Source organism: Streptomyces sp. NPDC059477, assembly GCF_042749375.1.
Taxonomy (GTDB): domain Bacteria; phylum Actinomycetota; class Actinomycetes; order Streptomycetales; family Streptomycetaceae; genus Streptomyces.
The window spans coordinates 37,524-60,964 of record NZ_JBHYUG010000005.1 but is presented as its reverse complement, the minus strand read 5'-3'; the positions used below and the strand labels follow the sequence as shown (position 1 = coordinate 60,964).

At 71.3% G+C, this 23,441-nt stretch carries 25 protein-coding genes and 1 pseudogene; 7 read left to right on the top strand and 19 right to left on the bottom strand.

Features of this window, described 5'->3' with window-relative positions; translation table 11 throughout:
- Positions 1-40 precede the first annotated feature (40 nt).
- The gene (locus tag ACFXAZ_RS04065; RefSeq protein WP_384584687.1) at positions 41-1,213 is read left to right on the top strand and encodes a methyltransferase domain-containing protein; all 1,173 of its coding nucleotides are present in this window, start codon (positions 41-43) and stop codon (positions 1,211-1,213) included.
- A 76-nt stretch (positions 1,214-1,289) separates the two neighbouring features.
- On the opposite strand, the gene ACFXAZ_RS04060 is transcribed toward ACFXAZ_RS04065, so the two are convergent.
- The 8 genes and pseudogenes from ACFXAZ_RS04060 to tsaB form a co-directional block, all read right to left on the bottom strand.
- The gene (locus tag ACFXAZ_RS04060) at positions 1,290-2,495 is read right to left on the bottom strand and encodes an RNA polymerase sigma factor (protein WP_384584940.1); all 1,206 of its coding nucleotides are present in this window, start codon (positions 2,493-2,495) and stop codon (positions 1,290-1,292) included.
- Between the two features lie 254 nt (positions 2,496-2,749).
- Positions 2,750-3,106: a YciI family protein gene (locus ACFXAZ_RS04055; RefSeq protein ID WP_384584684.1), complete on the bottom strand. Its 357-nt coding sequence runs from the start codon at positions 3,104-3,106 to the stop codon at positions 2,750-2,752.
- Between the two features lie 168 nt (positions 3,107-3,274).
- Positions 3,275-4,255 (bottom strand): LCP family protein, encoded by a 981-nt coding sequence (locus tag ACFXAZ_RS04050; protein ID WP_384584938.1) that lies wholly within the window; start codon positions 4,253-4,255, stop codon positions 3,275-3,277.
- 245 nt (positions 4,256-4,500) lie between these two features.
- Complete coding sequence (locus ACFXAZ_RS04045) at positions 4,501-5,316, bottom strand: YqjF family protein (protein ID WP_384584681.1); 816 nt, start codon at positions 5,314-5,316, stop codon at positions 4,501-4,503.
- A 3-nt stretch (positions 5,317-5,319) separates the two neighbouring features.
- Positions 5,320-5,598, bottom strand: a complete 279-nt coding sequence (locus ACFXAZ_RS04040) for a hypothetical protein (RefSeq protein WP_384584678.1) — start codon at positions 5,596-5,598, stop codon at positions 5,320-5,322.
- Positions 5,595-6,734: a tRNA (adenosine(37)-N6)-threonylcarbamoyltransferase complex transferase subunit TsaD gene (gene tsaD, locus ACFXAZ_RS04035; protein ID WP_384584676.1), complete on the bottom strand. Its 1,140-nt coding sequence runs from the start codon at positions 6,732-6,734 to the stop codon at positions 5,595-5,597. The genes ACFXAZ_RS04040 and tsaD overlap by 4 nt, the downstream gene beginning before the upstream one ends.
- Before the next feature lie 175 nt (positions 6,735-6,909).
- Positions 6,910-7,368 (bottom strand): annotated as a pseudogene (gene rimI, locus ACFXAZ_RS04030) (ribosomal protein S18-alanine N-acetyltransferase); the annotation flags it as partial.
- 53 nt (positions 7,369-7,421) lie between these two features.
- Positions 7,422-8,075, bottom strand: coding sequence for a tRNA (adenosine(37)-N6)-threonylcarbamoyltransferase complex dimerization subunit type 1 TsaB (gene tsaB / locus ACFXAZ_RS04025; RefSeq protein WP_384584673.1), 654 nt, complete (start codon positions 8,073-8,075; stop codon positions 7,422-7,424).
- 177 nt (positions 8,076-8,252) lie between these two features.
- On the opposite strand from tsaB, the gene ACFXAZ_RS04020 reads away from it, so the two are divergent.
- Together ACFXAZ_RS04020 and ACFXAZ_RS04015 are read left to right on the top strand one after the other, a co-directional pair.
- A complete protein-coding gene (locus ACFXAZ_RS04020) occupies positions 8,253-8,801 on the top strand; it encodes a hypothetical protein (RefSeq protein ID WP_384584670.1) in 549 nt (182 codons plus the stop codon).
- Positions 8,802-8,951: 150 nt separating this feature from the next.
- Positions 8,952-9,488, top strand: a complete 537-nt coding sequence (locus ACFXAZ_RS04015) for a DUF4232 domain-containing protein (RefSeq protein WP_384584667.1) — start codon at positions 8,952-8,954, stop codon at positions 9,486-9,488.
- Here ACFXAZ_RS04015 and ACFXAZ_RS04010 read toward each other — a convergent pair.
- From ACFXAZ_RS04010 to ACFXAZ_RS03970, 9 genes are all read right to left on the bottom strand, one after another.
- Complete coding sequence (locus tag ACFXAZ_RS04010) at positions 9,451-9,660, bottom strand: hypothetical protein (protein WP_384584664.1); 210 nt, start codon at positions 9,658-9,660, stop codon at positions 9,451-9,453. The genes ACFXAZ_RS04015 and ACFXAZ_RS04010 overlap by 38 nt on opposite strands.
- Before the next feature lie 179 nt (positions 9,661-9,839).
- Positions 9,840-10,361, bottom strand: a complete 522-nt coding sequence (gene tsaE, locus ACFXAZ_RS04005; RefSeq protein WP_384584663.1) for a tRNA (adenosine(37)-N6)-threonylcarbamoyltransferase complex ATPase subunit type 1 TsaE — start codon at positions 10,359-10,361, stop codon at positions 9,840-9,842.
- Complete coding sequence (locus ACFXAZ_RS04000; protein ID WP_384584660.1) at positions 10,333-11,553, bottom strand: alpha/beta fold hydrolase; 1,221 nt, start codon at positions 11,551-11,553, stop codon at positions 10,333-10,335. Before ACFXAZ_RS04000 ends, tsaE begins: the two co-directional genes overlap by 29 nt.
- The gene (gene alr / locus ACFXAZ_RS03995) at positions 11,550-12,773 is read right to left on the bottom strand and encodes an alanine racemase (RefSeq protein WP_384584657.1); all 1,224 of its coding nucleotides are present in this window, start codon (positions 12,771-12,773) and stop codon (positions 11,550-11,552) included. Before alr ends, ACFXAZ_RS04000 begins: the two co-directional genes overlap by 4 nt.
- A 140-nt stretch (positions 12,774-12,913) precedes the next feature.
- Positions 12,914-14,347: an NAD(P)H-hydrate dehydratase gene (locus ACFXAZ_RS03990; RefSeq protein WP_384584654.1), complete on the bottom strand. Its 1,434-nt coding sequence runs from the start codon at positions 14,345-14,347 to the stop codon at positions 12,914-12,916.
- Between the two features lie 44 nt (positions 14,348-14,391).
- A complete protein-coding gene (locus ACFXAZ_RS03985; protein ID WP_382680397.1) occupies positions 14,392-14,763 on the bottom strand; it encodes a holo-ACP synthase in 372 nt (123 codons plus the stop codon).
- A 9-nt stretch (positions 14,764-14,772) separates the two neighbouring features.
- Positions 14,773-15,045 (bottom strand): hypothetical protein, encoded by a 273-nt coding sequence (locus tag ACFXAZ_RS03980; RefSeq protein WP_384584651.1) that lies wholly within the window; start codon positions 15,043-15,045, stop codon positions 14,773-14,775.
- Between the two features lie 37 nt (positions 15,046-15,082).
- On the bottom strand, positions 15,083-15,985 hold the full coding sequence (locus ACFXAZ_RS03975) for a hypothetical protein (RefSeq protein ID WP_384584648.1): 903 nt from the start codon (positions 15,983-15,985) through the stop codon (positions 15,083-15,085).
- Between the two features lie 79 nt (positions 15,986-16,064).
- The gene (locus ACFXAZ_RS03970; RefSeq protein WP_384584645.1) at positions 16,065-16,478 is read right to left on the bottom strand and encodes an ATP-binding protein; all 414 of its coding nucleotides are present in this window, start codon (positions 16,476-16,478) and stop codon (positions 16,065-16,067) included.
- Positions 16,479-16,702: 224 nt separating this feature from the next.
- Here ACFXAZ_RS03970 and ACFXAZ_RS03965 point away from each other — a divergent pair, with 224 nt between their 5' ends.
- The gene (locus ACFXAZ_RS03965; RefSeq protein ID WP_384584642.1) at positions 16,703-17,554 is read left to right on the top strand and encodes a helix-turn-helix domain-containing protein; all 852 of its coding nucleotides are present in this window, start codon (positions 16,703-16,705) and stop codon (positions 17,552-17,554) included.
- 7 nt (positions 17,555-17,561) lie between these two features.
- A complete protein-coding gene (locus tag ACFXAZ_RS03960; RefSeq protein ID WP_384584639.1) occupies positions 17,562-17,792 on the top strand; it encodes a DUF397 domain-containing protein in 231 nt (76 codons plus the stop codon).
- Here ACFXAZ_RS03960 and glmS read toward each other — a convergent pair.
- Entirely contained in the window at positions 17,753-19,600 is a 1,848-nt protein-coding gene (glmS, locus tag ACFXAZ_RS03955) for a glutamine--fructose-6-phosphate transaminase (isomerizing) (RefSeq protein WP_384584636.1), read from the bottom strand. The two genes, ACFXAZ_RS03960 and glmS, sit on opposite strands and share 40 nt — an antisense overlap.
- Positions 19,601-19,859: 259 nt before the next feature.
- Here glmS and coaA point away from each other — a divergent pair, with 259 nt between their 5' ends.
- Together coaA and ACFXAZ_RS03945 are read left to right on the top strand one after the other, a co-directional pair.
- A complete protein-coding gene (gene coaA / locus ACFXAZ_RS03950) occupies positions 19,860-20,828 on the top strand; it encodes a type I pantothenate kinase (RefSeq protein WP_382680390.1) in 969 nt (322 codons plus the stop codon).
- 35 nt (positions 20,829-20,863) lie between these two features.
- Positions 20,864-21,817, top strand: a complete 954-nt coding sequence (locus ACFXAZ_RS03945) for a DUF389 domain-containing protein (protein ID WP_384584935.1) — start codon at positions 20,864-20,866, stop codon at positions 21,815-21,817.
- Positions 21,818-21,900: 83 nt separating this feature from the next.
- Here ACFXAZ_RS03945 and glmM read toward each other — a convergent pair whose 3' ends face one another.
- Positions 21,901-23,259, bottom strand: a complete 1,359-nt coding sequence (gene glmM / locus ACFXAZ_RS03940; RefSeq protein WP_384584633.1) for a phosphoglucosamine mutase — start codon at positions 23,257-23,259, stop codon at positions 21,901-21,903.
- Between the last annotated feature and the right edge of the window lie 182 nt (positions 23,260-23,441).

Genomic DNA, 23,441 nt, shown 5'->3' with positions numbered 1-23,441 from the left:
CCGGGCGCACACCATCCACCGACTGGCCCACAATGACCCGGTGAACGACCTCGCCCCGCTCCACAGCCTGCTCACCCCCGAGGGCCGCGCCCTGCTCGACGAGGTGCGCGACACCGATCCCGCCCAGGAACTCGCCGTCGCCACCCGGCTGCGCCGCTCGCACCCGGCCGACCTGGTCTCGGCCGCGCTCGGCCAGGCCCGGCTGCGGCAGCGGGCGGCGGCGAAGTTCGGCGCGGCGGACGCCGGGCGGATGTTCTTCACGCCCCACGGGGTCGAGCAGGCGACGCGGGCGAGTGTCGCCACGTATCGCGCCGCGCGGCTGCGGGAGGCCGGGGTGACCTCGGTCGCCGATCTGTGCTGTGGCATCGGCGGGGACGCGATCGCCTTCGCCCGCGCCGGGATCCGGGTCCTCGCCGTCGACCGCGACCCGCTCACGGCCGCCGCCGCCCGCGCCAACGCCGCCGCGCTCGGGCTCGCCGAGCTGATCGACGTACGGGAGGCGGAGGTGACGGACATCGACGTGGCGCCGTACGACGCGGTGTTCGTCGATCCGGCGCGGCGTGGCGGGCGGGGGCGGATCTTCGATCCGGAGGCGTACTCGCCGCCGCTGTCCTGGGCGGTGGCCACCGCGCTCAAGGCTCCGCACGCCGCCCTCAAGGTCGCGCCCGGCATCCCGCACGAGGCCGTGCCGGGCGCCGCCGAGGCCGAGTGGATCTCGGACGGCGGGGATGTGAAGGAGGCGGTGCTGTGGTTCGGGAGCGGGGGGGCGGGGGGCGTGCGGGCCACCTTGCTGCCGGGGGGGCACAGCCTGGTGGGGCGGGGGCTGCCGGATCCCGCGGTGCGGGGCGTCGGGCGGTATCTGTACGAGCCTGACGGGGCCGTCATCCGGGCGCATCTGGTGGCCGAGGTGGCCGAGGAGGTGGGGGGTGGGCTGATCGATCCGACGATCGCGTACGTCACGGGGGACTCCTTGCGGGGTACTCCGTATGCCAGCGCCTATGAGATCACCGATCAGCTTCCCTTCGGGGTGAAGAAGTTGAAGGCGTTGCTGCGGGAGCGGGGGGTGGGGAATCTGACCGTGAAGAAGCGGGGGTCGGCTGTGGAGCCGGAGGAGTTGCGGCGGATGGTGAAGCCTCGGGGGGCTTCGGCGGCGACTGTCTTTCTCACACGGGTTGCGGGGGCGCCGGCGATGCTTGTCGGGCGGCCGGTGTGAGTGGTCGAGTGCGGGTTGTTTGTGGCCGGTCGCGCCCACGCGGCGGAGCCGCATGTCGAAGCAGCCCCGCGCCCCTTTAGGGCGTTGCCCTTGCCCGGCGTAGGAGGAGGTTCCGTTCTCTCTCGTTGCCCGCCAGGGCTGCCGCCCGGATGAACTCCGCCCTCGCCTCCGCCACTCGGCCCAGCCGTTCCAGGAGGTCGCCTCGGACGCTGGGGAGGAGGTGGTAGTCGCGGAGGGCGGGTTCGGTGGTGAGGGTGTCCACGATCTCCAGGGCCTGGGCCGGGCCCTGTGCCATCGAGACGGCCACCGCGCGGTTGAGTTCCACCACCGGGGACGGGGCCCGGGTGGCGAGCAGGGTGTAGAGGGTGGCGATGCGGTGCCAGTCGGTGTCCTCGTACGTGTACGCGTGGGCGTGGCACGCGGCGATGGCCGCCTGGAGGGCGTACGGCCCCAGGGCGCCGGTGGCGGTGGCGTCGGCGCGGGTGAGGGCGTGGACGCCCCGGGCGATCAGGAGGCGGTCCCAGCGGCGGCGGTTCTGGTCCTTGAGCAGGATCGGGGTGCCGTCGGGGGCGGTACGGGCGGCGGTGCGCGCGTACTGGAACTCCAGCAGCGCGGCCAGCCCGTGCACCTCGGACTCCTTCGGCATCAGCGCCGCCAGTTGCCGGGCCAGCCTCAGGGCGTCCTCGCACAGCGCCGGGCGCAGCCAGTCGTCCCCGGCGGTGGCCGCGTACCCCTCGTTGAAGATCAGGTAGATGACGTCCAGGACCGAGCCCAGGCGGGCCTCGCGGTCCGGGCCGTACGGGACCTCGAAGGCGATGTTCCTGGTGGCGAGGGTGCGTTTGGCGCGGACGATGCGCTGGGCGACCGTCGGCTCGGGGACCAGGAAGGCGCGGGCGATCTCGGGGGTGGTCAGCCCGCCGAGGAGGCGCAGCGTGAGGGCCGTGCGGGCCTCCCGGGTCAGCACCGGGTGGCAGGCCGTGAAGACCAGCCGGAGCAGATCGTCGTCGATGTCCTGCGGGTCGGCGGGTTCGGGCGGCGGCGGTACGTCGGTGAGGTCGCGGCCGATCTCGGTGAGCTTGCGGGCGTAGGTGTCCCGGCGGCGGACCAGGTCGATCGCCCGGCGCCGGGCGGTGGTCGTCAGCCAGGCGCCGGGGTTGTCCGGCACCCCGTCGCGCGGCCACTGCTCCAGGGCGGCGACCAGGGCGTCCTGGGCGATCTCCTCGGCTATGCCGATGTCCCGCACGATCCGGGTGACGGCCGCGATGACCCGGGGGGACTCCAGCCGGAAGACGGTCTCGACGGTCCTGTCGGTTTCGGCGGGCCTGTCGCTCTCGGCAGGTCTGCCGGATTCGGCGGGCCTGTCGGATTCGGCGGGCCTGTCGGATTCGGTGGGCCTGTCGGATTCGGTGGGACCGCCGCTCTCGACGGTGCCGCGCGGGTCGCCGGGGGGCTGTGCGTCGTTCACAGCCCCCATGGAACACCGCGCGGCGCCGGGGGCCAAGCAGGTTGCGGGTCCGGCGGGGGCCGGCCCCCGTACTAACCGGCCACGATCTCCCGCAGCTCGACGGTCACCGTCCAGTGGTCCTCGTGCACCTTCAGGAAGCGGGTGGTCCACTCGACGGCCTCGGCCCGGTCCTTGCACTGGAGCAGCGCGTACCCGCCGATGACCTCCTTGGTCTCGGTGAAGGGCCCGTCGGTGACGGAGATCTTGCCGCCCTCCCAGCGCACCCGGGTGCCCTCGGCGGTGGGCAGCAGCCCGCCGGTGTCGAGCATGACCCCGGCCTTGGTCATCTCCTCCAGCAGTACCCCCATCCGCTGCATCAGCTCGGGGCTGGGGCCGCCCTCGGGGGCGTTGTTCTCGTCGACTCGGATCAGGGACATGTAGCGCGGCATGATGACGCTCGCTCTCGGGTCGGGGGCGGGTTCCTTTTCCGCCTCTCACCCTGTGCGTCGAGCGGGGGGACGCCGGATCGACACGCGCGCCGGATTCTTTTTCCGGAGCCGGGCGGACCGGGTTCACCTCACCTCACCTCAGCTCGCCTCACCTCGGCTCACCTCGCCTCACCTCAGCGACTCCCACAGCTCCCCCGCCTCCGGTTCGTCGGCCACCACCCGGTTGGGGTCGGAGGGCGCCCGGACCACCGGCAGGGTCAGCGTCTCCACCGCGTCCGGCGACAGCGCGCGCAGGCTCTCGCCGAGGCCGACCAGCTCGCCCAGGGAGTCCAGCCCGGTATCGGTGGTGAGGCTGCCGGTGACGGTGGTGGCGACGTCGTACAGCTTGGCCGGGTCGGTCAGCAGGGAGGTGTCCGCGATCTGCGTCAGCAGCGCCTTCACCAGCCGCTGCTGAAGCTCGATGCGGGCGAGGTCGCTGCCGCCGGGCAGGCTGTAGCGGGTGCGGGCCAGACCGAGGGCCTGCTCGCCGTCCAGCAGATGGGTGCCCGCCTCCAGGCTCAGATGGGACTGCTCGTCCTCGATGTCCTGGTCGACGGTGACGGTGACACCCCCCACGGCGTCGATGAGCGCGGCGAACCCCGCGAAGTCGATCTCCAGATAGTGGTCCATCCGTACGCCGGTGAAGGACTCGACCGTCTTGACCGCGCAGACGGGCCCGCCCACCGAGTACGCGGTGTTGAACATGACCCCGTGCCGTTCCTCCGTCTCGCCGCCGTCCGGCAGCGGACAGGACGGCCGGGTGACGAGCGTGTCGCGCGGGATGCTGACGACCGTGCCGGACTCCCCGCCCGCGTCGAGGTGGAACACCATCGCCGTGTCGGAGCGGGCGCCGGAGGTGTCGCCGCCGCCCAGCCGCTGGTTCTCGGCGCCGCTGCGCGAGTCCGAGCCCAGCACCAGGATGTTCATGGCCTGGCTCGGCAGCGGCGCGGAGGCGGCCTCCGCGCCGGGCGAGGGAGTGATCGCGGGCTTGGCCGGGCGGTTGTCGCCGAGCGCGCTGTTGATGTCGACGCCGGTGATGTTGTCGTTGAGCTTCCAGTACACCCAGCCGCCAGCGGCCACCCCGAGCACCACCGCCCCGGCGACGGCCATCGCCAGCACCTTGAGCACCCCGCGCCCCCGGCGCCCGGGTCCGGCGGCCTCCCGCTCGGTGTTGCCCGTCGCCGCCCCGCCCGCGTTCTCGCCCGCGTCACCGCGCTCATCATCTGCCGTCACACATACGAACCTAAGTGTGAATTATGACAACGACCGCTGGTCGGAAGGCTTTTCTTCGGAAAATCTCAGACTTCGGAGGCGCGATGACGCCCGACGGTCGCACTGCGTGGCCCAACGCGCCCTCAGGGCGTCGGAATCCCCGCCGGACGGGACGCCGGCCGCCCGAGCCGCACCGGAACCCCCGGCGAGTAGAGGACGCTGACGGGCGGTTCGCCCGGCGTCGGCAGTCCGGCCGCCGCGATCAGGTTCTCCTCGCACTCCAGCAACTCGGCCCGGTGCAGCGGCCAGCGCGGATGGTCGTTGGCGAGATAGGCGGCGCCGTTGAAGAAGGCGTTGTGCATGCCCCAGCGGGCGGTGAGGAAGTGTTCGAGGCCGGTCGGCGCGGCGATCCGCTCCCCGGGCCGTACGACGATCCGGCTGAACGCCCCGCGCGGGCCGGGCCAGCGCCGCGAACTGGTGTACGTGACAGTGCCCCCATCGACCACGTCGGCCCCGTCGACCCGGTCGGCCCCATCAGCCCCGTCGGCCCCGTCGGCCCGCACGCTCATCCGGGACCACAGATACGGCAGCCGGAACCCCGCCCGGCCCATCACGACCGGGATCAGCCGGGACGCGTCCATCGACCGGAACACGACCCCGCGCCGGCCCTGCCCGTCCACCGAGTACAGCCGTACGTTCGTCTCCGGGAAGCTGCCCAGGTACGGGACGCCCGGCAGCCGGAACCAGCCCACCCGGTGCATCCGGAACGCGACCAGCCCGACGTACGTGACCCCCTCGTACGTGTCCGGGAAGGTGCCGCGCGGCAGCAGCGGTGCCACCACCGCCGGTTCGACCGCCCAGTGCACGAAGGCGAGGTCGAGCCACTGCTGGGTGAGAAGAGGGGTGCGTATGTGCGTGGGGGCGTCAGGGGTGACGCCCTCGGGCTGCGGCGGCGGCACGGGTCAGCCGACCTCCGCGCCCGGCGTCTCCACCCCGACCGACTCGAATCGCCACCTGTGGACGGCCCGCATGCCCAACTCCCCCTCCGGCTCCGGCAGTTCGGGCAGCTCGGCGGCGTACGGCGCGTCCCACCACGTCACCACCAGCACCCGGTCCTGCGGCGCGCTGAAAGTCTCTCGCCGCAGCGGCTCCGGCGACAACCGCTGCTCCCGCGCCCAGTCCAGCAGCTCCGCACCCCGCCCGGGAACCGCCCGCGCCTCCCACATCAACGCCACCGTCACGAGTACAGGTTCCCCTTGCCGACCTCGTGCACATGGTCGTGCGAGTGCGAGTGCGAGTGCGAATGGGAGTGGGACTGAGGCAGGGAATGGGAGCGCCCCGGCACATGAGGGTCCGTCACCGGCATTGAGGAGTCCGCCGACAGGTCCCAGTCGGAGGCCGCCCGCCCGCGCGCCACCATCTCCGCGCCCAGCGCGGCGACCATCGCGCCGTTGTCGGTGCACAGCTTCGGGCGGGGCACCCGCAGTTGGATACCGGCGCGCTCGCACCGCTCCTGGGCCAGCGCCCGCAGCCGCGAGTTCGCGGCCACGCCGCCGCCGATCATCAGATGCTCCACGCCCTCGTCCTTGCAGGCGCGGACGGCCTTGCGGGTCAGCACATCCACCACGGCCTCCTGGAAGGACGCCGACACATCCCGTACCGGTACCTCCTCCCCCGCCGCCCGCTTCGCCTCGATCCAGCGCGCGACGGCCGTCTTCAGCCCGGAGAAGGAGAAGTCGTACGCCGCGTCGCGCGGGCCGGTCAGTCCGCGCGGGAAGGCGATGGCGGCCGGGTCGCCCTCTCGCGCGTACCGGTCGATGACGGGACCGCCGGGGAAGCCCAGGTTCAGCACCCGGGCGATCTTGTCGAACGCCTCGCCCGCCGCGTCGTCGATGGTCGCGCCGAGCGGGCGCACGTCGGAGGTGATGTCGGAGGACAGCAGCAGTGAGGAGTGGCCGCCGCTGACCAGCAGGGCCATCGTCGGCTCCGGCAACGGGCCGTGCTCCAGCTGGTCGACGCAGATGTGCGAGGCGAGATGGTTGACGCCGTACAGCGGCTTGCCGAGCGCGTACGCGTACGTCTTCGCGGCCGAGACCCCGACCAGCAGCGCGCCCGCGAGCCCGGGACCGGCGGTCACCGCGATGCCGTCGAGGTCCCTGGCGCTCACCCCGGCGTCCTTCAGGGCGCGCTGGATCGTCGGGACCATCGCCTCCAGGTGGGCGCGCGAGGCGACCTCGGGGACGACCCCGCCGAAGCGGGCGTGCTCCTCGACGCTGGAGGCGACGGCGTCGGCCAGCAGGGTGGTGCCGCGCACGATGCCGACGCCGGTCTCGTCGCAGGAGGTCTCGATCCCCAGGACCAGAGGTTCGTCAGCCATTGCTCTCGGTTCCTTGTACGCCGTTGTCGTTGCTGTTGGTCTTGCTGGTGCTCTTGCTGGTGCCCGCGCTGTTCCTGTTGCCCGCGCTGCTGTCACTGGCGCTGCTGCCGCCGCCGGTGCTGTCGTCGCCCGCGTCAGAGCCCTTCCCGATCCCCCCGCCGGAGGCGTTCCCCGCACCGTTCACGGACGTGGCCGGGTCGCTCAGCCGCATCACCAGCGCGTCCACGTTGCCCGGCTGGTAGTAGCCGCGCCGGAAGCCGATGGGCTCGAAGCCGAACCGCTCGTACAGCCGCTGGGCCCGCACATTGTCGACCCGGCATTCGAGCATCACCTCGGCGCACTCGAACGCGGTCGCCGCCCGCAGCAGCTCGGTCAGCAGCCGGGCGCCGAGCCCGCTGCCCCACAGCTCGCGCGCGACGGCGATGGTCTGCACGTCCCCCTGCTCACCGGCGGTGACCAGCCCCGCGTACCCGACGATCCGTCCGGGGCCGGACTCGGCGACCAGATAGCGCCGGGTCGCCTCGGGGCCGCGCGCGTGCGCCAGCTCGGACCAGAACATGCCGCGCGACCAGGCGTCCTCGGGGAAGAGCGCCTTCTCCAGCTCCAGTACGGCGTCGATGTCCCACCAGCGCATCTCGCGCAGCCGGGGCGCCAGGGACGGTTCGGTGGCCGGGGTCACGGTGGCGGTCACTTCGGGGTGACCACCTTGTAGTTCTTGGGGACCTGCGCGTCCGGGCGGCGCAGATACAGCGGCCGGGGCGCGGACAGCTCCGCGCCGGCCGCGAGCCGCTCGGCGGCCAGCGAGGCGAGCGCGGCGGCCGAGACATGCTCGGGCTCGTGCACCTGCGGGAAGGTCTCCGGGTAGAGCAGCGCGCCCGCGCCCACCGCCGGGAGCCCGGCCACCTGCTCGGCGAGGTCGGCGGGGCGGTCGACGGCCGGGTCGGTCAGCCGGGTGCGGGAGTCGGCGTAGCGCGCCCAGTAGACCTCTTTGCGGCGGGCGTCGGTCGCGACGACGAACGGTCCGGGCAGATCGGCCGCGTAGGCCAGGCCGTCGAGTGTGCACACGCCGTGCACGGGGATGTCGAGCGCGAGCCCGAAGGTGTCGGCGGTCATCAGCCCGACCCGCAGCCCGGTGTAGGGGCCGGGGCCGATCCCCACGACGATGCCGGTGACGGCGTCCAGCCCGAGCCCGGCCTCGGACAGCACCCGGTCGACGGCCGGGAGCAGCAGCTCGCCGTGGCGGCGGGCGTCGATCTGACCGGACGAGGCGATGACGTCCGTTCCGTCGTGCAGGGCGACGGTGACGGCGGGCGTGGCGGTATCCAGAGCGAGCAAGAGCACGCAAACAGCGTACGGCGCTCGCGAGGCGCGCACTGCCGCCCCGGTCGGCGGTCCGGTGGCTGTTACGGTCACCTGGAAGCAGGTACGAAGCGGACATTCCGCATTCTTCACCTGCCTCACGTCACATGTCTCACGTCATGTGTCCCACGTCATACGTCTCACGCAGAGGTGGCCGAGGTGACAAGCAGCAGCGCGGGGATCGTGTTCGGGCTCACCGGGGCGGCCCTCCTGACGGTCGGGACGCTCGCCTACCAGGCGTTCGCGACCGCTCCCGCCAAGTTGGCCGGCACGCAGGCGTCCGCCGCGAGCAGCGCCCCCAAGGCCCCGCGCGACAAGCGGCACCCCAAGGCGCTGCCGGGCCGCAGCGGGCACGGCGAGCGGGTGGTGTACTCGCTGGACGACGACCGGATCTGGCTGGTGGCGCCGGGCGACCGGGTCACGCGGACCTTCACGGTGACCCCCTCCTCGGTCGACCCGGAGCCGGGCACCTACGGCGTCACGTCCCGCTCCAACCGGGCCACCGGCTCGGACGGCACCGCCATCGAGCACGTGGTCCGCTTCACCTCGGTGGAGGGCGTCACCATCGGTTTCAGCGCGGCCGTCGACGGCTCGTCGCCCACGCACGACCCGGCGGTGAAGACGGGCGGCATCCGGGAGTCCCGGCCGGACGGGGACGCGCTGTGGGAGTTCGCGACGATCGGCGCGAAGGTGGTCGTGATCCGCTGAGGCGGCGCACGAGGTTCCCGGACTCCCCAACAGCGGGTCAACAGCCGACCGCGTAGGGTTGCCATTGGGCAAAGGTTGCGAATCACCCGAAACCGCGCCCGCACATACGTTCTCTCTCGGGGCAGAGGTGTTCAACGAAAGGGAACAGTCATGCGAATAGGCAAGCGCACCCGATTCCTCGCCCTCCCCCTCGCCCTCAGCACCGTCGCGACGGCGGCCGTCGTCGGTCTCACCACCGCCCCCGCACAGGCGGCCACCCGCCCCGGCTGGGCGGACACGACCTCACTCTCCGTGCATGTGCGCGGACTCAGCCCCGGTGCGGGCCAGCGCTACGCGGCGGTGGTCCTCACCAACAAGACGGACAGCGCCGTACGCACCGAGGGGTACGTCGGACTGCAACTGCGGAACGCGCGGGGCGAGGCCGTCCCGACCAAGGTCGTACGGGGTCCCGGGCGCACCCCGCAGCTCACGCTGAAGCCGGGGCAGAGCGTCTACACCCTGCTGCACTGGACCGTCGTACCGGCGGACGGCGAACCCACGAAGGCCGAGCGGAACCCCACCCGGCTGGAGGTGACCCCGCCCGACGCGCACCGGCACCTGACCACCGCCTGGACGCTGGGCGAGGTGCTTCAGCACGGACGGATCGACGTCACGCCGCTCGCGAAGGGGACGGGGCCGGCGTCCTGACCACCATGGCCGTCGCCGGGGCCGTCGGCTCGGGGGCGCGGGGCGGGGTGGAGATCAGCTCCGCCGCCGCGCAGGAGGCCAGCAGATCGCGCATGGACACCACCCCGGCAGATCCGTGCGGCTCCTGCCGGGGCTCCTGCTGCGGCTCCGGCGTGTTCTCGATGGCCGACATGGACGCCTCCTGAGGTTCGGGGGCGGGATAGTTAGGTGAACCTAACTACGTTCGGGATACCATGTGACCACGGGAAAGAGGGCGAACGCAATATCTTCCCGACGGCTTGTCGGAAAGTCCGCCCAATTCCTCGCCCCCACCGGGCGCCGGGCGTCAGACGGCGCCCCTCACACGGGACGTCAGACGGTCAGCGCCCGGAGGTCCGCCGCCCGCCAGCGCGCGCCGATCCCGGTCAGCGTCACCTCGCGCGCCTCGTCGGTGGTGTCCCCGACGGCCCGGTGGATCAAAATGTGCAGCCGGTCCTCGGTCAGCTCCTCGACCTTGCCCTCGCCCCACTCCACGACCATCACCGACTCGGGCAGTGAGACATCGAGGTCGAGATCCTCCATCTCGTCGAGCCCGCCGCCCAGCCGGTAGGCGTCGACATGGACCAGCGGCGGCCCGTCACCCAGCGGCGGATGCACCCGGGCGATGACGAAGGTCGGGGAGGTGACCGCCCCGCGCACGCCGAGCCCCTCACCGACCCCGCGGGTGAGTGTCGTCTTTCCGGCGCCCAGCTCCCCGGTGAGCATGACGAGGTCCCCGGCGCGCAGCAGGGCGGCCAGCCGGCGGCCCAGTTCGCGCATCAGCTCGGGGGACTTGACGGTCAGGGAGTGGGTGATCACCCCGGTGTCAGCCGGGTGGTGCGGTGCTGCTTCCATAGCCACCCACCGTAACCCCTGCGGGGACGGCGCCCACGCGGGTGAGCAGGTCGGCGAGACGGTCGGTGACCACCTCCGGATGCTCCAGCATCACCAGGTGCCCGGCGTCCGGGACCAGGACCAGTTCGGCGTCGGGCAGCCGGTCGGCGATGGCCTCGCTGTGCTCGCTGGGCGTGATCAGATCCTTGACCCCGGCCAGCACCAGCACCGGCAGCTCGGTGAACTGCTCCAGCGCCTCGGACTTGTCGTGCTCGGTGAACGCCGGGTAGAACTCCGCGACGACATCGATGGGCGTCGCCTCGATCATCCGTTCGGCGAACCGGGCCACCGCCGGATCGACGTCCCGCGAGGCGAACGAGTACCGCTTGATGACACCGGCGAACAGATCGGCGGTCGCCCGCCGCCCCCGCTCCACCAGCTCGGCCTGCTGCCCGAGCGCCTTGAGCACCCCCGGCAGCACCCGCCGTACGGCGTTGACCCCGGCGACCGGCAGCCCGAAACTCACCTCGCCGAGCCGCCCGGCGGAGGTCCCCACCAGCGCCACGGCGACGACCCGGTCCCTGATCAGCTCGGGGAACTGCGCGGCGAGCGCCATGATCGTCATCCCGCCCATGGAGTGCCCGACCAGCACGATCGGCCCCTCGGGCGCGGCGGCGTCGATGACGGCCTTGAGATCCCGGCCGAGCTGGTCGATGCTGACCGGCTCCCGCCGCTCGATCTGCGCGAGCCCGCGCCCCGAGCGCCCATGGCTGCGCTGATCCCAGTACACGGTCCGCACGACACCGCGCAGCGCCGCCCGCTGGAAGTGCCAGGAGTCCTGGTTGAGGCAGTAGCCGTGGCTGAAGACGACGGTGACCGGGGCGGGCGCCTTCCGCCCGAAGAGCCGACGCCGCCGGGGCGCGAGTCCGTCCTCCTTGTTCGAGCTCTGCGACTTCTCCGGCTCCTCGGCCTCATCGACCTCGTAGTACAGCTCGGTGCCGTCGTCGCCGTGGGCCCGGCCGGGATTGCCGCGCAGCGAGCCGTACGGGCCCGCCGAGTCCAGTGCCAGCCGCGCCTTCTGCCGTATGCCCCGTCCGACGGTCATCCGCTCTATCGCGACCCCGGCCGCCGCGCCCGCCGCGAGCACTCCTATGGCGGCACCGGCGATCCCCGTCGCCTTGCGCCAGTTGGGCCCGGCGCCGCTGTCGGTCACGTACCGCTCCCGTCCACGTCCACGTCGGCGTCGGCGTCGGCGTCGGCGTCCGCGTCCAGGTGCACATGGACGCGCGGCACCCGGGTGCCGATCCGGGTGACGATCTCGTACGCGATGGTCCCCGCGGCCTGCGCCCAGTCCTCGGCGGTGGGCTCACCGCGGTCGCCGGGCCCGAACAGCACGGCCTCGGTCCCGGCCGGCGGCTCGTCCCCCCCGAGATCCACGACGAACTGATCCATGGCGATCCGCCCGGCGGCGGTCCGCCATTTGCCGCCGACGAGTACCGGACCGCGGTCGGAGGCATGGCGGGGGATGCCGTCGGCGTAGCCGACGGGGATGAGGCCGAGGGTGGTGGCGCCGGGGGTGGTGTAGTGGTGCCCGTAGCTGACGCCGTGCCCGCCGGGCACCCGCTTGACCAGCGCCACCGACGCGGTCAGCGTCATCACCGGGCGCAGTCCGAGGTCGGCGGCGGTGCCGATCTCGGGGCTGGGCGAGATGCCGTAGACGGCGATCCCGCTGCGGACGAGGTCGAAGTGGCTCTCGGGAAGGGTGAGGGTGGCCGGCGAGTTGGCGATGTGCCGCACCTCGGGCGTGACGCCCTTGCCCTCGGCCAGCGCGAGGATCTCCCGGAAGCGGCTGAGCTGGGCGGCGATGGAGGGGTGCCCGGGTTCGTCGGCGCAGGCGAAGTGGGACCAGAGCCCGGTGATCCGGAGCAGCCCGTCGGCCTGGGCCCGCAGCGCGGCGTCGACCAGCCGTTCCCAGTCGTCGCCCGGCTGACAGCCGTTGCGCCCGAGGCCGGTGTCGGCCTTGAGCTGGACGCGCGCGGGGGTCGCCGCGCCCCGGGCCGCGGCGATCACCTCGTCCAGCGCCCACATCCCGCTGACGGACACATCGATATCGGCCTCGACGGCCTCCCGCCAGGGCCCGCCGGGGGTCCAGAGCCAGCACATGATCCGCCCGGGAATCCCGGCGGCGCGCAACGCCAGCGCCTCTTCGGGGGTGGCCGTCCCGAGCCAGGTCGCGCCCGCGTCCAGCGCCGCCCGCGCGCAGGGCACGGCCCCATGCCCGTACGCGTCCGACTTCACGACCGCCATCAGCTGCGCGCCGGGCGCGGCCTCGCGCAGGACCCGCACGTTGGCGCGCAGCGCGGCGAGATCGATCAGGGCACGGGCGCGTGCGGGGGCACTGGACAGCGGCACGTTCTCAGCGATCACAGTCATGACGGGTCCAGTGTCTCAGAGGGGGGCGGGGGGCTTGTAGATCGCGTGCGGCTGGACGGTGGCTGATCGCGCAGTTCCCCGCGCCCCTTCAGGACGTGGCGGTCACCGGCGGGAGCAGCCCCCTCCAGCCGCCCTGACCATCACTCCCGCACATCCCGCCAGGCCCCCGGAATCCCGTCCGCCACGTCATGCGCCCCCACCGGCGCCCCATCCGCCGCGAATCTCCCCGCCAGCCCATGCAGATACGCCGCCACGCTCCCCGCGTCGAGCGCCGGGAGCCCCGCCGCCAGCAGCGATCCGGCGAGCCCCGACAGCACATCCCCGCTCCCGGCGGTGGCCAGCCACCCCGTCCCGGTGGCGTTCACCCGTACGACGTTGCCGCCCCCGGCGACCAACGTCGTGGACCCCTTCAACAGCACCGTCGCCGAGAACCGCCCCGCCAACTCCCGCACCGCCGCCAGCCGACCCCCCTCGACCTCCTCCCGGGCAACCCCCAGCAGCGCAGCCGCCTCCCCGGCGTGAGGGGTCATCAGGGTCGGCGCCCGCCGCGTCCGAACGGCCGCCGGATCCGCGAGCCGCAGCCCATCGGCGTCGATCAGCACCGGCACGTCCGCCGCGACCACCTCCGCGACCGGCCCCGACTCATCGCCCATCCCCGGCCCGACGACCCACGCCTGCACCCGCCCGGCGTGAGCGGGCCCCCGGTCGGAGACGAGCGTCTCGGGAAACCGCGCGATCACCGCGTCCGCGCCCGGCCCCACGTACCGCACGGCCCCGGCCCCACCCCGCAACGCCCCCGCGACGGCCAGCACGGCGGCCCCGGGATACCGCCCGGACCCGGCGGCGATCCCGACGACCCCCCGCCGGTACTTGTCGCTCTCGGCCCCCGGCACCGGCAGCAGCGCGGCCACATCCACATGCTGAAGCGCCTCAAGCTCGGGCTCACCGGGCAGCACGCCCCCGAGCCCGATGTCGACGAGCCGCACGGCCCCGGCGTACTCGCGGGCGGGATCGATCAACAGCCCCGGCTTATGGGTCCCGAAGGTGACGGTCAGATCGGCCCGGACGGCGGCCCCGCGCACCTCCCCCGTGTCGGCGTCGACGCCACTGGGCAGATCGACGGCGACCACGGCCGCGCGGGACCGGTCGGCGGCCTGGGCGAGAGGCACGGCCTCACTGCGCAGCCCGCCCGAGCCCCCGATCCCGACGATCCCGTCAACCACGAGGTCGGCCCGCTCGATCAGCGCCTCGGCACCGGGCACCCCGGTCACGCGCCCGCCCGCCCGACGCAGGGCGGCGAGCCCACCGGCGTGCGCCCGCGCGGGCGACAGCAGTACGGCGGTGACCCCGGCCCCCCGTCGTGCCAGCCGGGCCCCGGCGTAGAGGGCGTCACCCCCGTTGTCTCCGCTCCCGACCAACAACACCACCCGGCTGCCGTACACCCGCCCCAGCAGATCGGCGCAGGCGGCGGCCAGCCCGGCGGCGGCCCGCTGCATGAGGGCCCCTTCGGGCACCCGTGCCATCAGCTCCCGCTCAGCGGCCCTGACGGTCTCGACGCTGTACGCAGTACGCATGCGTTCGAGTCTCTCGTGAACGGGGAGTCACCGCACGGAACCGGTCACCCCTCGGCGATGACGACGGCGGAGGCGACCCCGGCGTCATGGCTGAGCGACACATGCCAGGAGGCGACCCCGAGAAGCGCGGCCCGCGCGGCCACGGTCCCGGTGACCCGCAGCCGAGGCCGCCCGCTGTCCTCGACATACACCTCGGCGTCGGTCCAGTGCAGCCCGGCGGGCGCCCCGAGCGCTTTGGCAAGGGCCTCTTTGGCAGCGAACCGCGCGGCAAGCGAGGCGACCCCACGCCGCTCCCCACTGGGCAACGACAGCTCACTGTCCAGGAAAAGCCGCTTAGCCAGCCCGGGTGTCCGCTCCAGCGACGCGGCGAACCGCTCGATCTCGGCGACGTCGATCCCGACTCCGATGATGCTCACGCGGGCACTCTACGAGTCGGCGAACAGTTCCTCGGCCCGCCCGACCGTCCGGGAACGCTTCAGCCAGGTCGTGGCGAGGTCGGGGTCGGTGCAGGTGATGATGCGTTCGAGGGCGGTGTCGGGAACAGGGATGGCGCGTACGTCCAGGACGAGGAGGACGCCCTTGGCCAGCCCCCTGGCCTTACCCACCGCCTTACCCACCGCCTCGCCCACCGCCTTGCCCTCCAAGTACGCCATCTCCCGGACCGTTCCCCGACCGGGGAAGTAGCTGACGAAACCCATGATGCGACTCCGTTTCTCCCCGGTCGGGGGTATCCCTCTACTCGTCGGCGAACAGATCCTCGGCCCGCTCGACCGTCAGGGAACGCTTCAGCCAGGCGTCCACTCGGTCAAGATCGGTGCAGGTGGCGATGCGCTCACGCACGCTGTCGGAGACGGGGATGCCACGCACGTCGAGGACAGAGAGGATGCCCTTGGCCTGCCCCTTGGCCTCACCTTCGGCCTTGCCCTCCAGGTACGCCGTCTCTCGGACGGTCCCCCGACCAGGGAAGTAGCTGACGAAAGTCATGATGCGACTCCATTCTTTTCCGGCGGGGGTGTCCCCCAGGGTGACCTGCAAGAAATCGTCGAAATACCTTTCGCTGCTGGGGTCCGTTTCCCCAAGCTGCTGGAGGGCTTTGGCGATTGGCTCCAGTATGGCCAGACTCTGACTCTCATGGACGCGAGCGTGTGCCAGCGCGGAAAACGCGGCCAGCGCGGGCATCTTCAGCGCCGTCCTGGCATCGGTGATGACCGGCAGATTGTGCGGCCCCACGACCAGCGGAGTCGTGCGCTGGGTCGTCCACCCCGCCGTCCCGCAGTCGAAGGGACCCGTCGCCCACTTGGCCGTGGCCATGTCCTGGCACACCACGACCAGCAGCACGGGCAGACCGTACTTCGATTGCAGATACGAGACGTAGTACGCCCAGCTCACGGACTTGGCCTGCTTCTTGCCGCTCTGCGCCTCGATGGCGAGCAGGAAGTCCTCGCCATCGGAGGGGCCGACACGTAACACGGTGTCCACGCGCCGTTCGAGCGGGCGGGTCTCCGTCACGTCCGGGTTGACGACGTCCACCGTCGCCTTCGCGGACAGCGGGACGCCCAGCACTTCGAACACGGGACCAAGGATCTCAGGACGCTCCTGAAAAATCCGGTGCATTCCTTCATGGGCTGATGTGACCATGCGACCACCTTTGTGGCGAAGAGGGCTGAAAATCCAGCCGAGTCGGGCGTGTTCACCCGTTCGAGTTGCGGAAAAACGTTCACGCCACCGAACTCAGCTGGCACCAGACGTACTTGCCCGGATCGCCACCACCGGTCAGCCATCCCCAACGGTCGGAGCACGCCCGTACGAGTTCGAGACCGCGCCCGCCCTCCAACTCACCCAGCAGATCGAGCCGCTCCACCGCGCACGGCGGCTCCGGCGGTTCGGGGTCGGCGTCCCAGGCCCCGATCCACAGCACCCCGCCCGACCAGCTCACGCGCATCGCCGCCGGCCCTTTGGTGTGCCGTACGGCGTTGGAGACCAGCTCGGCGGCGAGCAACTCCGCGAGGTCGACGAGGCCGATGAGCCCGTGGATGGTGAGGATGAGACGGAGGGTGCGGCGGCAGACGGTGACGGCGCGGAGGTCGTTAGGGATGTTGAGCGAGTACTCCCAGGACTCTGTTTCGGGCATGGGGTAACTCCGTTCTGGGGTGGGGGGTTGGCAGACCGGAGCCGGTGTCATTGCCGCGTCGGCCCGGGGCAGGGCAGGGCGGTGCACTTCCGACATCTCCGGTATCCGCAGAGTGCGCGTTGCGTCACTGACGGTAGAGCTTAGATTTAAGGTGACGCAAGTCCATCGCGTAATCTCACCCTGAACGAGCCGCCCTCACAGGCACATTGGATGAAGGAGCAGTCATGGGCGCCAAGCGCGAACCAACAGCACGTCAGATGCGTTTGGCGACCGAACTACGCAGACTGCGGGACGCAGCCGGCCTCAGCGCTCGCGAGACGGCGACGCGGCTCGGCGTCAACTCCGTGCAGATCAGCCAGATCGAGTACGGCACTTCAGGTGTGAGCGAGCAGCGCCTACGCCGCATGGCCGCCATCTACGGCTGTTCGGACACCAGGCTGATCGACGCACTGGTGGGCATGGCGACCGACCGCACCCCGGGCTGGTGGGAAGCGGACCGAGGCCAGCTGGCCACGCCCTTCCTGGACCTGGCTGAGCTGGAGCACCACGCGAGCTACCGATGGGACGTGGACTTCATCCACGTTCCGGGCCTCCTCCAGACCGAGGCGTACGCGCACGCGCTCTTCTCCTACATCAACCCGGAGTTCCCCGAGAGTGAGATCGACCGCTGGGTGGAGCACCGCATGAAGCGCCGCACGATCATCGAGCGCGCCGAACCCATTCCGTACAAGGCGCTCGTTCACGAGGCAGCCCTACGCATCCGCGTCGGCGACCGCGCATCCGCCCGACGTCAGCTGTCATTCACCCTGGAAGTCGCCGAGGCTCCACATATCACGTTGCGCGTCATCCCCTTCGACCTCGACCATTTCGGGGGAGCGGGAAGCGCCATGCTCTACGCGGGCAGCCCTGTTCCAAAGCTCGACACCGTCGTTCGCGACACCCCGCAGGGCGTTGTCCATCTTGACGCCGAAGCACAACTCAGCCACTTTCGAGCGCTCTTTCGTCGGCTTGAGGAGGCGTCACTCGCGCCCGAGGAATCCCGCGACTTCATCCACAAGCTGACGAAGGAACTGTGAGGCTCCCATGATCACGCCCTATACCTGGCGTAAGTCCTCCTACTCTGGCGGCGGCGTGGGCAACGGCTGCGTCGAAGTGGCCGACGGTGCTGCCCACATAGCCATCCGCGACTCAAAAACCCCGGCCGGAGCCATCCTCACCATCCCCACCTCCGCCTTCACCACCTTCGTAGAAGCCCTCAAACCCCCCACCAACAGCTACTCCACCGTCACAGACTTCGCCAAATTCCGAGGCTGATCCACCTCATTCCCCCTCGCCGTAGCCAACTCACAAGCGAACACCTGAAGCGGCACCGCCGCCACCACCGGCTGCAACAGCACCGGCGTCGCCGGAATCCGGATCAGATGGTCGGCGTAGGGGACCACCACCTCATCACCCTCCTCCGCGATCACGATCGTCCGCGCACCCCTCGCCCGGATCTCCTGGATGTTGGAGACGATCTTGTCGTGGAGGACGGAGCGGCCACGCGGGGACGGGACGATCACGACCACCGGCAGATCGTCCTCGATCAACGCGATCGGCCCATGCTTCAACTCCCCCGCCGCGAACCCCTCGGCGTGCATGTACGCCAGTTCCTTCAGCTTCAGCGCGCCTTCCAGCGCGACCGGATATCCCACATGCCGCCCCAGAAACAGCACCGTGTCCTTGTCGGCCAGCGTCCGCGCAAGCTCCCGTACCGGCTCCATCGTCTCCAGGACCCGCTCCACCGCCCCCGCGATCCCCGACAGATCCCGGACCACCGCCTGGATCTCGTCACCCCACTTCGTGCCCCGCACCTGACCCAGATACAGGGCGACCAGATAGCAGGCCACCAGCTGCGTCAGGAACGCCTTCGTCGACGCGACCGCGACCTCCGGACCCGCGTGCGTGTACAGCACGGCATCCGACTCACGCGGGATCGTCGAGCCGTTCGTGTTGCAGATGGCCAGCACCTTCGAGCCCTGCTCGCGCGCGTGCCGTACGGCCATCAGCGTGTCCATCGTCTCGCCGGACTGGGAGATCGCGATCACCAGCGACCGGGCGTCCAGGATCGGGTCCCGGTAACGGAACTCGCTCGCCAGCTCCACCTCGCACGGCAGCCGCGTCCAGTGCTCGATGGCGTACTTCGCGATCAGCCCGGCGTGGAACGCCGTACCGCACGCGACGATGACGACCTTGTCCACCTCCCGGAGTTCCGCCGCGGGGATACGGACCTCGTCCAGCGTCAGTGACCCCTCGGCGTCGATCCGGCCCAGCAGCGTGTCGGCGACAGCCTTCGGCTGCTCGGCGATCTCCTTGAGCATGAAGTAGTCGTAGCCGCCCTTCTCGGCCGCCGAGGCGTCCCAGTCGACGTGGTACGCGCGCACGTCGGCCGGGCGCCCGTCGAAGCCGGTCACCGTCACCCCGTCCCGCCGCAGCTCCACCACCTGGTCCTGGCCCAGCTCCAGCGCCGAACGGGTGTGCGCGATGAACGCGGCCACATCCGACGCCAGGAACGTCTCGCCCTCACCCACCCCGACCACCAGCGGCGAATTGCGACGCGCGCCCACGACGACATCCGGTTCATCGGCGTGTACGGCCACCAGGGTGAACGCCCCTTCCAGCCGGCGGCACACCAACCGCATCGCCTCCGCCAGATCCGCGCAGGACGAGAATTCCTCGGCGAGCAGATGCGCCACGACCTCGGTGTCGGTCTCGGACGTCAGATCATGCCCCCGCCCGGCCAATTCGGTCCGCAGCGCGGCGAAGTTCTCGATGATTCCGTTGTGGACGACGGCCACCCGCCCGGCATTGTCGAGATGCGGATGCGCATTCGCGTCCGTGGGACCGCCATGCGTGGCCCACCGGGTGTGCCCGATACCCGTCGGCCCGCTCGGCAACGGCCGCTCGGCGAGTTCCTTCTCCAGATTGACCAGTTTCCCGGCCCGCTTCGCGCCCGCGAGTCCACCGTCCGCGAGCACCGCGACACCCGCCGAGTCGTACCCCCGGTATTCGAGCCGCTTCAGACCGGCCATCACCACATCGAGAGCCGACTGGGGCCCCACGTATCCCACAATTCCGCACATACCCCGCAGCCTACGATCGACATCCCTCCCCAAAGGGTCACACCGTGCCCGAAATCGGAAATTCCCACGGTGGTACGAATGCCGGTCGCCGCTTCCCACCACCGCCGGGTACCCTCACACGCCGCCAGGCAGGAAGCACTGGCAAGAAGCACTAGCCAGAGGCGCTGGCAAGCGTCACGCACCGCTCACGTGACGCACCCCACCCCACCCCCCGTTCAATCTCCCGTAACAATGGACTGTGATCTCTCCGGTCTCCTCGATGCCCCGGAGCGCCCACCGGCACCGCCCGGAGGCGACTCCCTACGTCGATCTCACCCGCGCCGAGTGGAGCGCCCTGCGGGACAAGACGCCGCTCCCCCTCACCGCCGAGGAGGTCGAGCGGCTGCGCGGGCTGGGCGACGTCATCGACCTCGACGAGGTGCGGGACATCTACCTCCCGCTCTCCCGCCTGCTCAACCTCTACGTCGGCGCCTCCTCCGGGCTGCGCAGCGCGCTGAACACCTTCCTGGGCGAACAGGGCTCGCAGTCGGGCACCCCGTTCGTCATAGGGGTGGCCGGTTCGGTCGCCGTGGGGAAGTCGACCGTCGCCCGGCTCCTCCAGGCGCTGCTCTCCCGCTGGCCCGAGCACCCGCGCGTCGAGCTGGTCACCACGGACGGCTTCCTGCTGCCCACCAAGGAGCTGGAGGCGCGCGGACTACTGGCGAGGAAAGGTTTCCCCGAGTCGTACGACCGCCGCGCCCTGACCCGGTTCGTCGCCGACATCAAGGCGGGCAAGGACGAGGTCACGGCCCCCGTCTACTCCCATCTGAAGTACGACATCGTCCCCGGCGAGAAGCTCGTGGTCCGCCGCCCGGACATCCTCATCGTGGAGGGCCTGAACGTCCTCCAGCCCGCCCTCCCCGGCAAGGACGGCCGTACCCGCGTCGGCCTCGCGGACTACTTCGACTTCAGTGTGTACGTCGACGCCCGCCCCGAGGACATCGAGCGCTGGTACCTGAATCGTTTCCGCAAGCTGCGGGCCACCGCGTTCCAGAACCCGTCCTCGTACTTCCGCAAGTACACCCAGGTCTCCGAGGAGGAGGCACTGGACTACGCCCGTACGACCTGGCGGACCATCAACAGGCCCAATCTGGTGGAGAACGTGGCCCCCACCCGGGGCCGGGCCACCCTCGTCGTACGCAAGGGGCCGGACCACAAGGTGCAGCGCCTGAGCCTGCGAAAGGTGTGAGAGCCGCGCCGGACGCCTGTTAGAAAGGCGTCATGCTGCTGCATCTGCGCCTGATCACCCCGGCCGACCGGACCGCCGACGTGGTGCGTCTCATCGAGCACACCGTCGGCACCACGCATCTGGTGGTGATGGAGGGCGCGGCCCGCAACCCGCGGGGCGATGTGGTGATGTGCGATGTCGCCCGGGAGGCGGGCGACGAACTCCTCACCGGACTCCAGGACCTGGGCATCGAGGACAACGGCTCGATCGCTGTCGAGAACATCGACCTGTCCCTGTCCAGGCGCGGCACCAAGGCCGAGGAGGAGGCCCCCGGCGAGGCCGCGGACGCGGTCCTGTGGGACCACCTCACCGACGCCACCCACGAGGAGTCCACGCTCTCGTTCACCTATCTCGCGTTCATCACGCTGGCCACGATGATCGCGGCCTGCGGTGTCGTGCTCGACAACGCGATCCTGATCGTGGGCGCGATGGCGGTGGGCCCGGAGTTCGGCCCGCTGGCCGGTATCTCCACGTCGATCGTCCGCCGCCGGCCCCGTCTGGCGGCCCGCTCCCTGATCGCCTTGCTGGTCGGGTTCGCGGTGGCGATGGTGGTGACGGTCGGGTTCAGCCTCTTCATGGACGCCGTGGGCCTGTTCACCGAGGCCCAGTTGGAGGGCGAGCGCCCGCAGACCAGTTTCGTGTACGCCCCCGACTGGTTCTCGTTCGTCGTGGCGGTCCTGGCCGGCGCCGCCGGCACCCTCTCCCTGACCTCGGCCAAGTCGGGCGCCCTGGTCGGCGTGGCCATCTCCGTCACGACGGTCCCGGCCGCCGCCAACGCCGCCGTGGCCTTCGCCTACGGCGACCCCGCCCAGACCTGGGGCTCCACCGAACAACTCCTCCTCAACCTCCTGGGAATCATCCTGGCCTCCACCCTGACCCTGCTGGCCCAGAAGTGGTTCTGGTCAAAAACCCGCCAGAACCTCAAACCCCGAGCAGGGCGGCGCGCCTAGGGGCGCGGGGAACTGCGCGACCAGCCACGACGCACCGGAAACCCCGCAACGACGAAGCCCCCCACCCCGAACCCGCCCCGGAACTACCCCAGCGCGGACTTCACGGCATCAGCCAACCGCCCCGCCACGGCCCGAGCCTGCTCGATATCCTCCGCCTCCACCATCACCCGCACCAACGGCTCGGTCCCGGAAGGCCGCAGCAGCACCCGCCCGCTCGCCCCCAGCTCCCGCTCCGCCTCGGCGACCGCCGCCGCGACATCCCCCGACGACCCCACCCGCGACCGATCCACATCCGGCACATTGATCAGCACCTGCGGCAACCGCTCCATGACCCCCGCCAGCTCACGCAGTGACCGCCCGCTCTGCGCGACCCGCGCCGCCAGCATCAGCCCGGTCAGCGTGCCGTCCCCGGTCGTCGCGTGGTCGAGGATGATCACATGCCCGGACTGCTCACCGCCGAGGGCGAACCCGTGCTCCTTCATCTCCTCCAGCACATACCGGTCCCCCACCCCGGTCTGCACCACGTGAATACCCTCACGCTCCATGGCCAGCTTGAAGCCCAGATTCGACATCACCGTCGCCACCACGGTCTCCGACCGCAGCGCCCCCCGCTCCCGCATGGCCAGCGCCAGCACGGCGAGAATCTGATCCCCGTCGACCTCCGCACCGGTGTGGTCCACGGCCAGGCACCGGTCGGCGTCCCCGTCGTGCGCGATGCCCAGATCCGCGCCGTGCTCGATGACGGCCGCCGTGAGCTGCCCCAGGTGCGTCGACCCGCACCCGTCGTTGATGTTCAGCCCGTCCGGCTCGGCCCCGATGGTGATGACCTCGGCCCCGGCCCGCGAGAACGCCTCCGGCGACACCCGCGCCGCCGCCCCGTGCGCCTCGTCCAGGACGATCTTCAGCCCGTCGAGCCGGTTCGGCAGTACGCCGATGAGATGGGCGGCGTACTGATCGAACCCCTCGGTGTACTCCCGTACCCGCCCCACGCCCGCGCCGGTCGGCCGGTCCCAGGGCGCGCCGGTGCGGTGCTCCTCGTAGACGGACTCGATCCGGTCCTCCAGGTCGTCGGCGAGTTTGTGGCCGCCGCGGGCGAAGAACTTGATGCCGTTGTCCGGCATGGCGTTGTGGCTGGCGGAGAGCATCACGCCCAGGTCGGCGCCGAGCGCGCCGGTCAGATAGGCGACCGCCGGGGTCGGCAGCACGCCCACCCGCAGTACGTCCACGCCCGCGCTCGCCAGACCGGCGACCACCGCGGCCTCCAGGAACTCCCCGGACGCGCGCGGGTCCCGCCCGACCACCGCCGTCGCCCGGTGGCCGGCGAACGTGCCCGCCTCGGCCAGTACGTGGGCCGCCGCGACCGACAGCCCGAGCGCCATCTCGGCCGTCAGTCCCACGTTGGCGACGCCGCGCACGCCGTCCGTCCCGAAGAGTCGTCCCACTTGTCCTCCTGAGGAAGCGTCAGTACCGGAAGCCGTGCCGGAGCGGCCCGCGCACGCGTCTCCCACCTCCCAGGCATGCTCACAATGCCTGGCCATCCGATCACACAAGCCTTTGAGCGTCTTGTGCCGTTATACGCCTGCGTACGCGAGAAAACGAAAGCCCCGGCGGCACTGTGGCGTGC

What these genes read in the sequence shown, in the direction of transcription:
- alr (WP_384584657.1), bottom strand. Translation starts at nt 12,773, where the DNA reads ATGACTGTGATCGCTGAGAACGTGCCGCTGTCCAGTGCCCCCGCACGC.
- tsaD (WP_384584676.1), bottom strand. Translation starts at nt 6,734, where the DNA reads ATGGCTGACGAACCTCTGGTCCTGGGGATCGAGACCTCCTGCGACGAG.
- glmS (WP_384584636.1), bottom strand. Translation starts at nt 19,600, where the DNA reads ATGTGCGGAATTGTGGGATACGTGGGGCCCCAGTCGGCTCTCGATGTG.
- coaA (WP_382680390.1), top strand. Translation starts at nt 19,860, where the DNA reads ATGCCCCGGAGCGCCCACCGGCACCGCCCGGAGGCGACTCCCTACGTC.
- ACFXAZ_RS03980 (WP_384584651.1), bottom strand. Translation starts at nt 15,045, where the DNA reads ATGGGTTTCGTCAGCTACTTCCCCGGTCGGGGAACGGTCCGGGAGATG.
- ACFXAZ_RS03965 (WP_384584642.1), top strand. Translation starts at nt 16,703, where the DNA reads ATGGGCGCCAAGCGCGAACCAACAGCACGTCAGATGCGTTTGGCGACC.
- ACFXAZ_RS03960 (WP_384584639.1), top strand. Translation starts at nt 17,562, where the DNA reads ATGATCACGCCCTATACCTGGCGTAAGTCCTCCTACTCTGGCGGCGGC.
- ACFXAZ_RS03975 (WP_384584648.1), bottom strand. Translation starts at nt 15,985, where the DNA reads ATGGTCACATCAGCCCATGAAGGAATGCACCGGATTTTTCAGGAGCGT.
- ACFXAZ_RS04015 (WP_384584667.1), top strand. Translation starts at nt 8,952, where the DNA reads ATGCGAATAGGCAAGCGCACCCGATTCCTCGCCCTCCCCCTCGCCCTC.
- ACFXAZ_RS04055 (WP_384584684.1), bottom strand. Translation starts at nt 3,106, where the DNA reads ATGCCGCGCTACATGTCCCTGATCCGAGTCGACGAGAACAACGCCCCC.
- ACFXAZ_RS04050 (WP_384584938.1), bottom strand. Translation starts at nt 4,255, where the DNA reads ATGGCCGTCGCCGGGGCGGTGGTGCTCGGGGTGGCCGCTGGCGGCTGG.
- ACFXAZ_RS04010 (WP_384584664.1), bottom strand. Translation starts at nt 9,660, where the DNA reads ATGTCGGCCATCGAGAACACGCCGGAGCCGCAGCAGGAGCCCCGGCAG.
- ACFXAZ_RS03990 (WP_384584654.1), bottom strand. Translation starts at nt 14,347, where the DNA reads ATGCGTACTGCGTACAGCGTCGAGACCGTCAGGGCCGCTGAGCGGGAG.
- ACFXAZ_RS03970 (WP_384584645.1), bottom strand. Translation starts at nt 16,478, where the DNA reads ATGCCCGAAACAGAGTCCTGGGAGTACTCGCTCAACATCCCTAACGAC.
- tsaE (WP_384584663.1), bottom strand. Translation starts at nt 10,361, where the DNA reads ATGGAAGCAGCACCGCACCACCCGGCTGACACCGGGGTGATCACCCAC.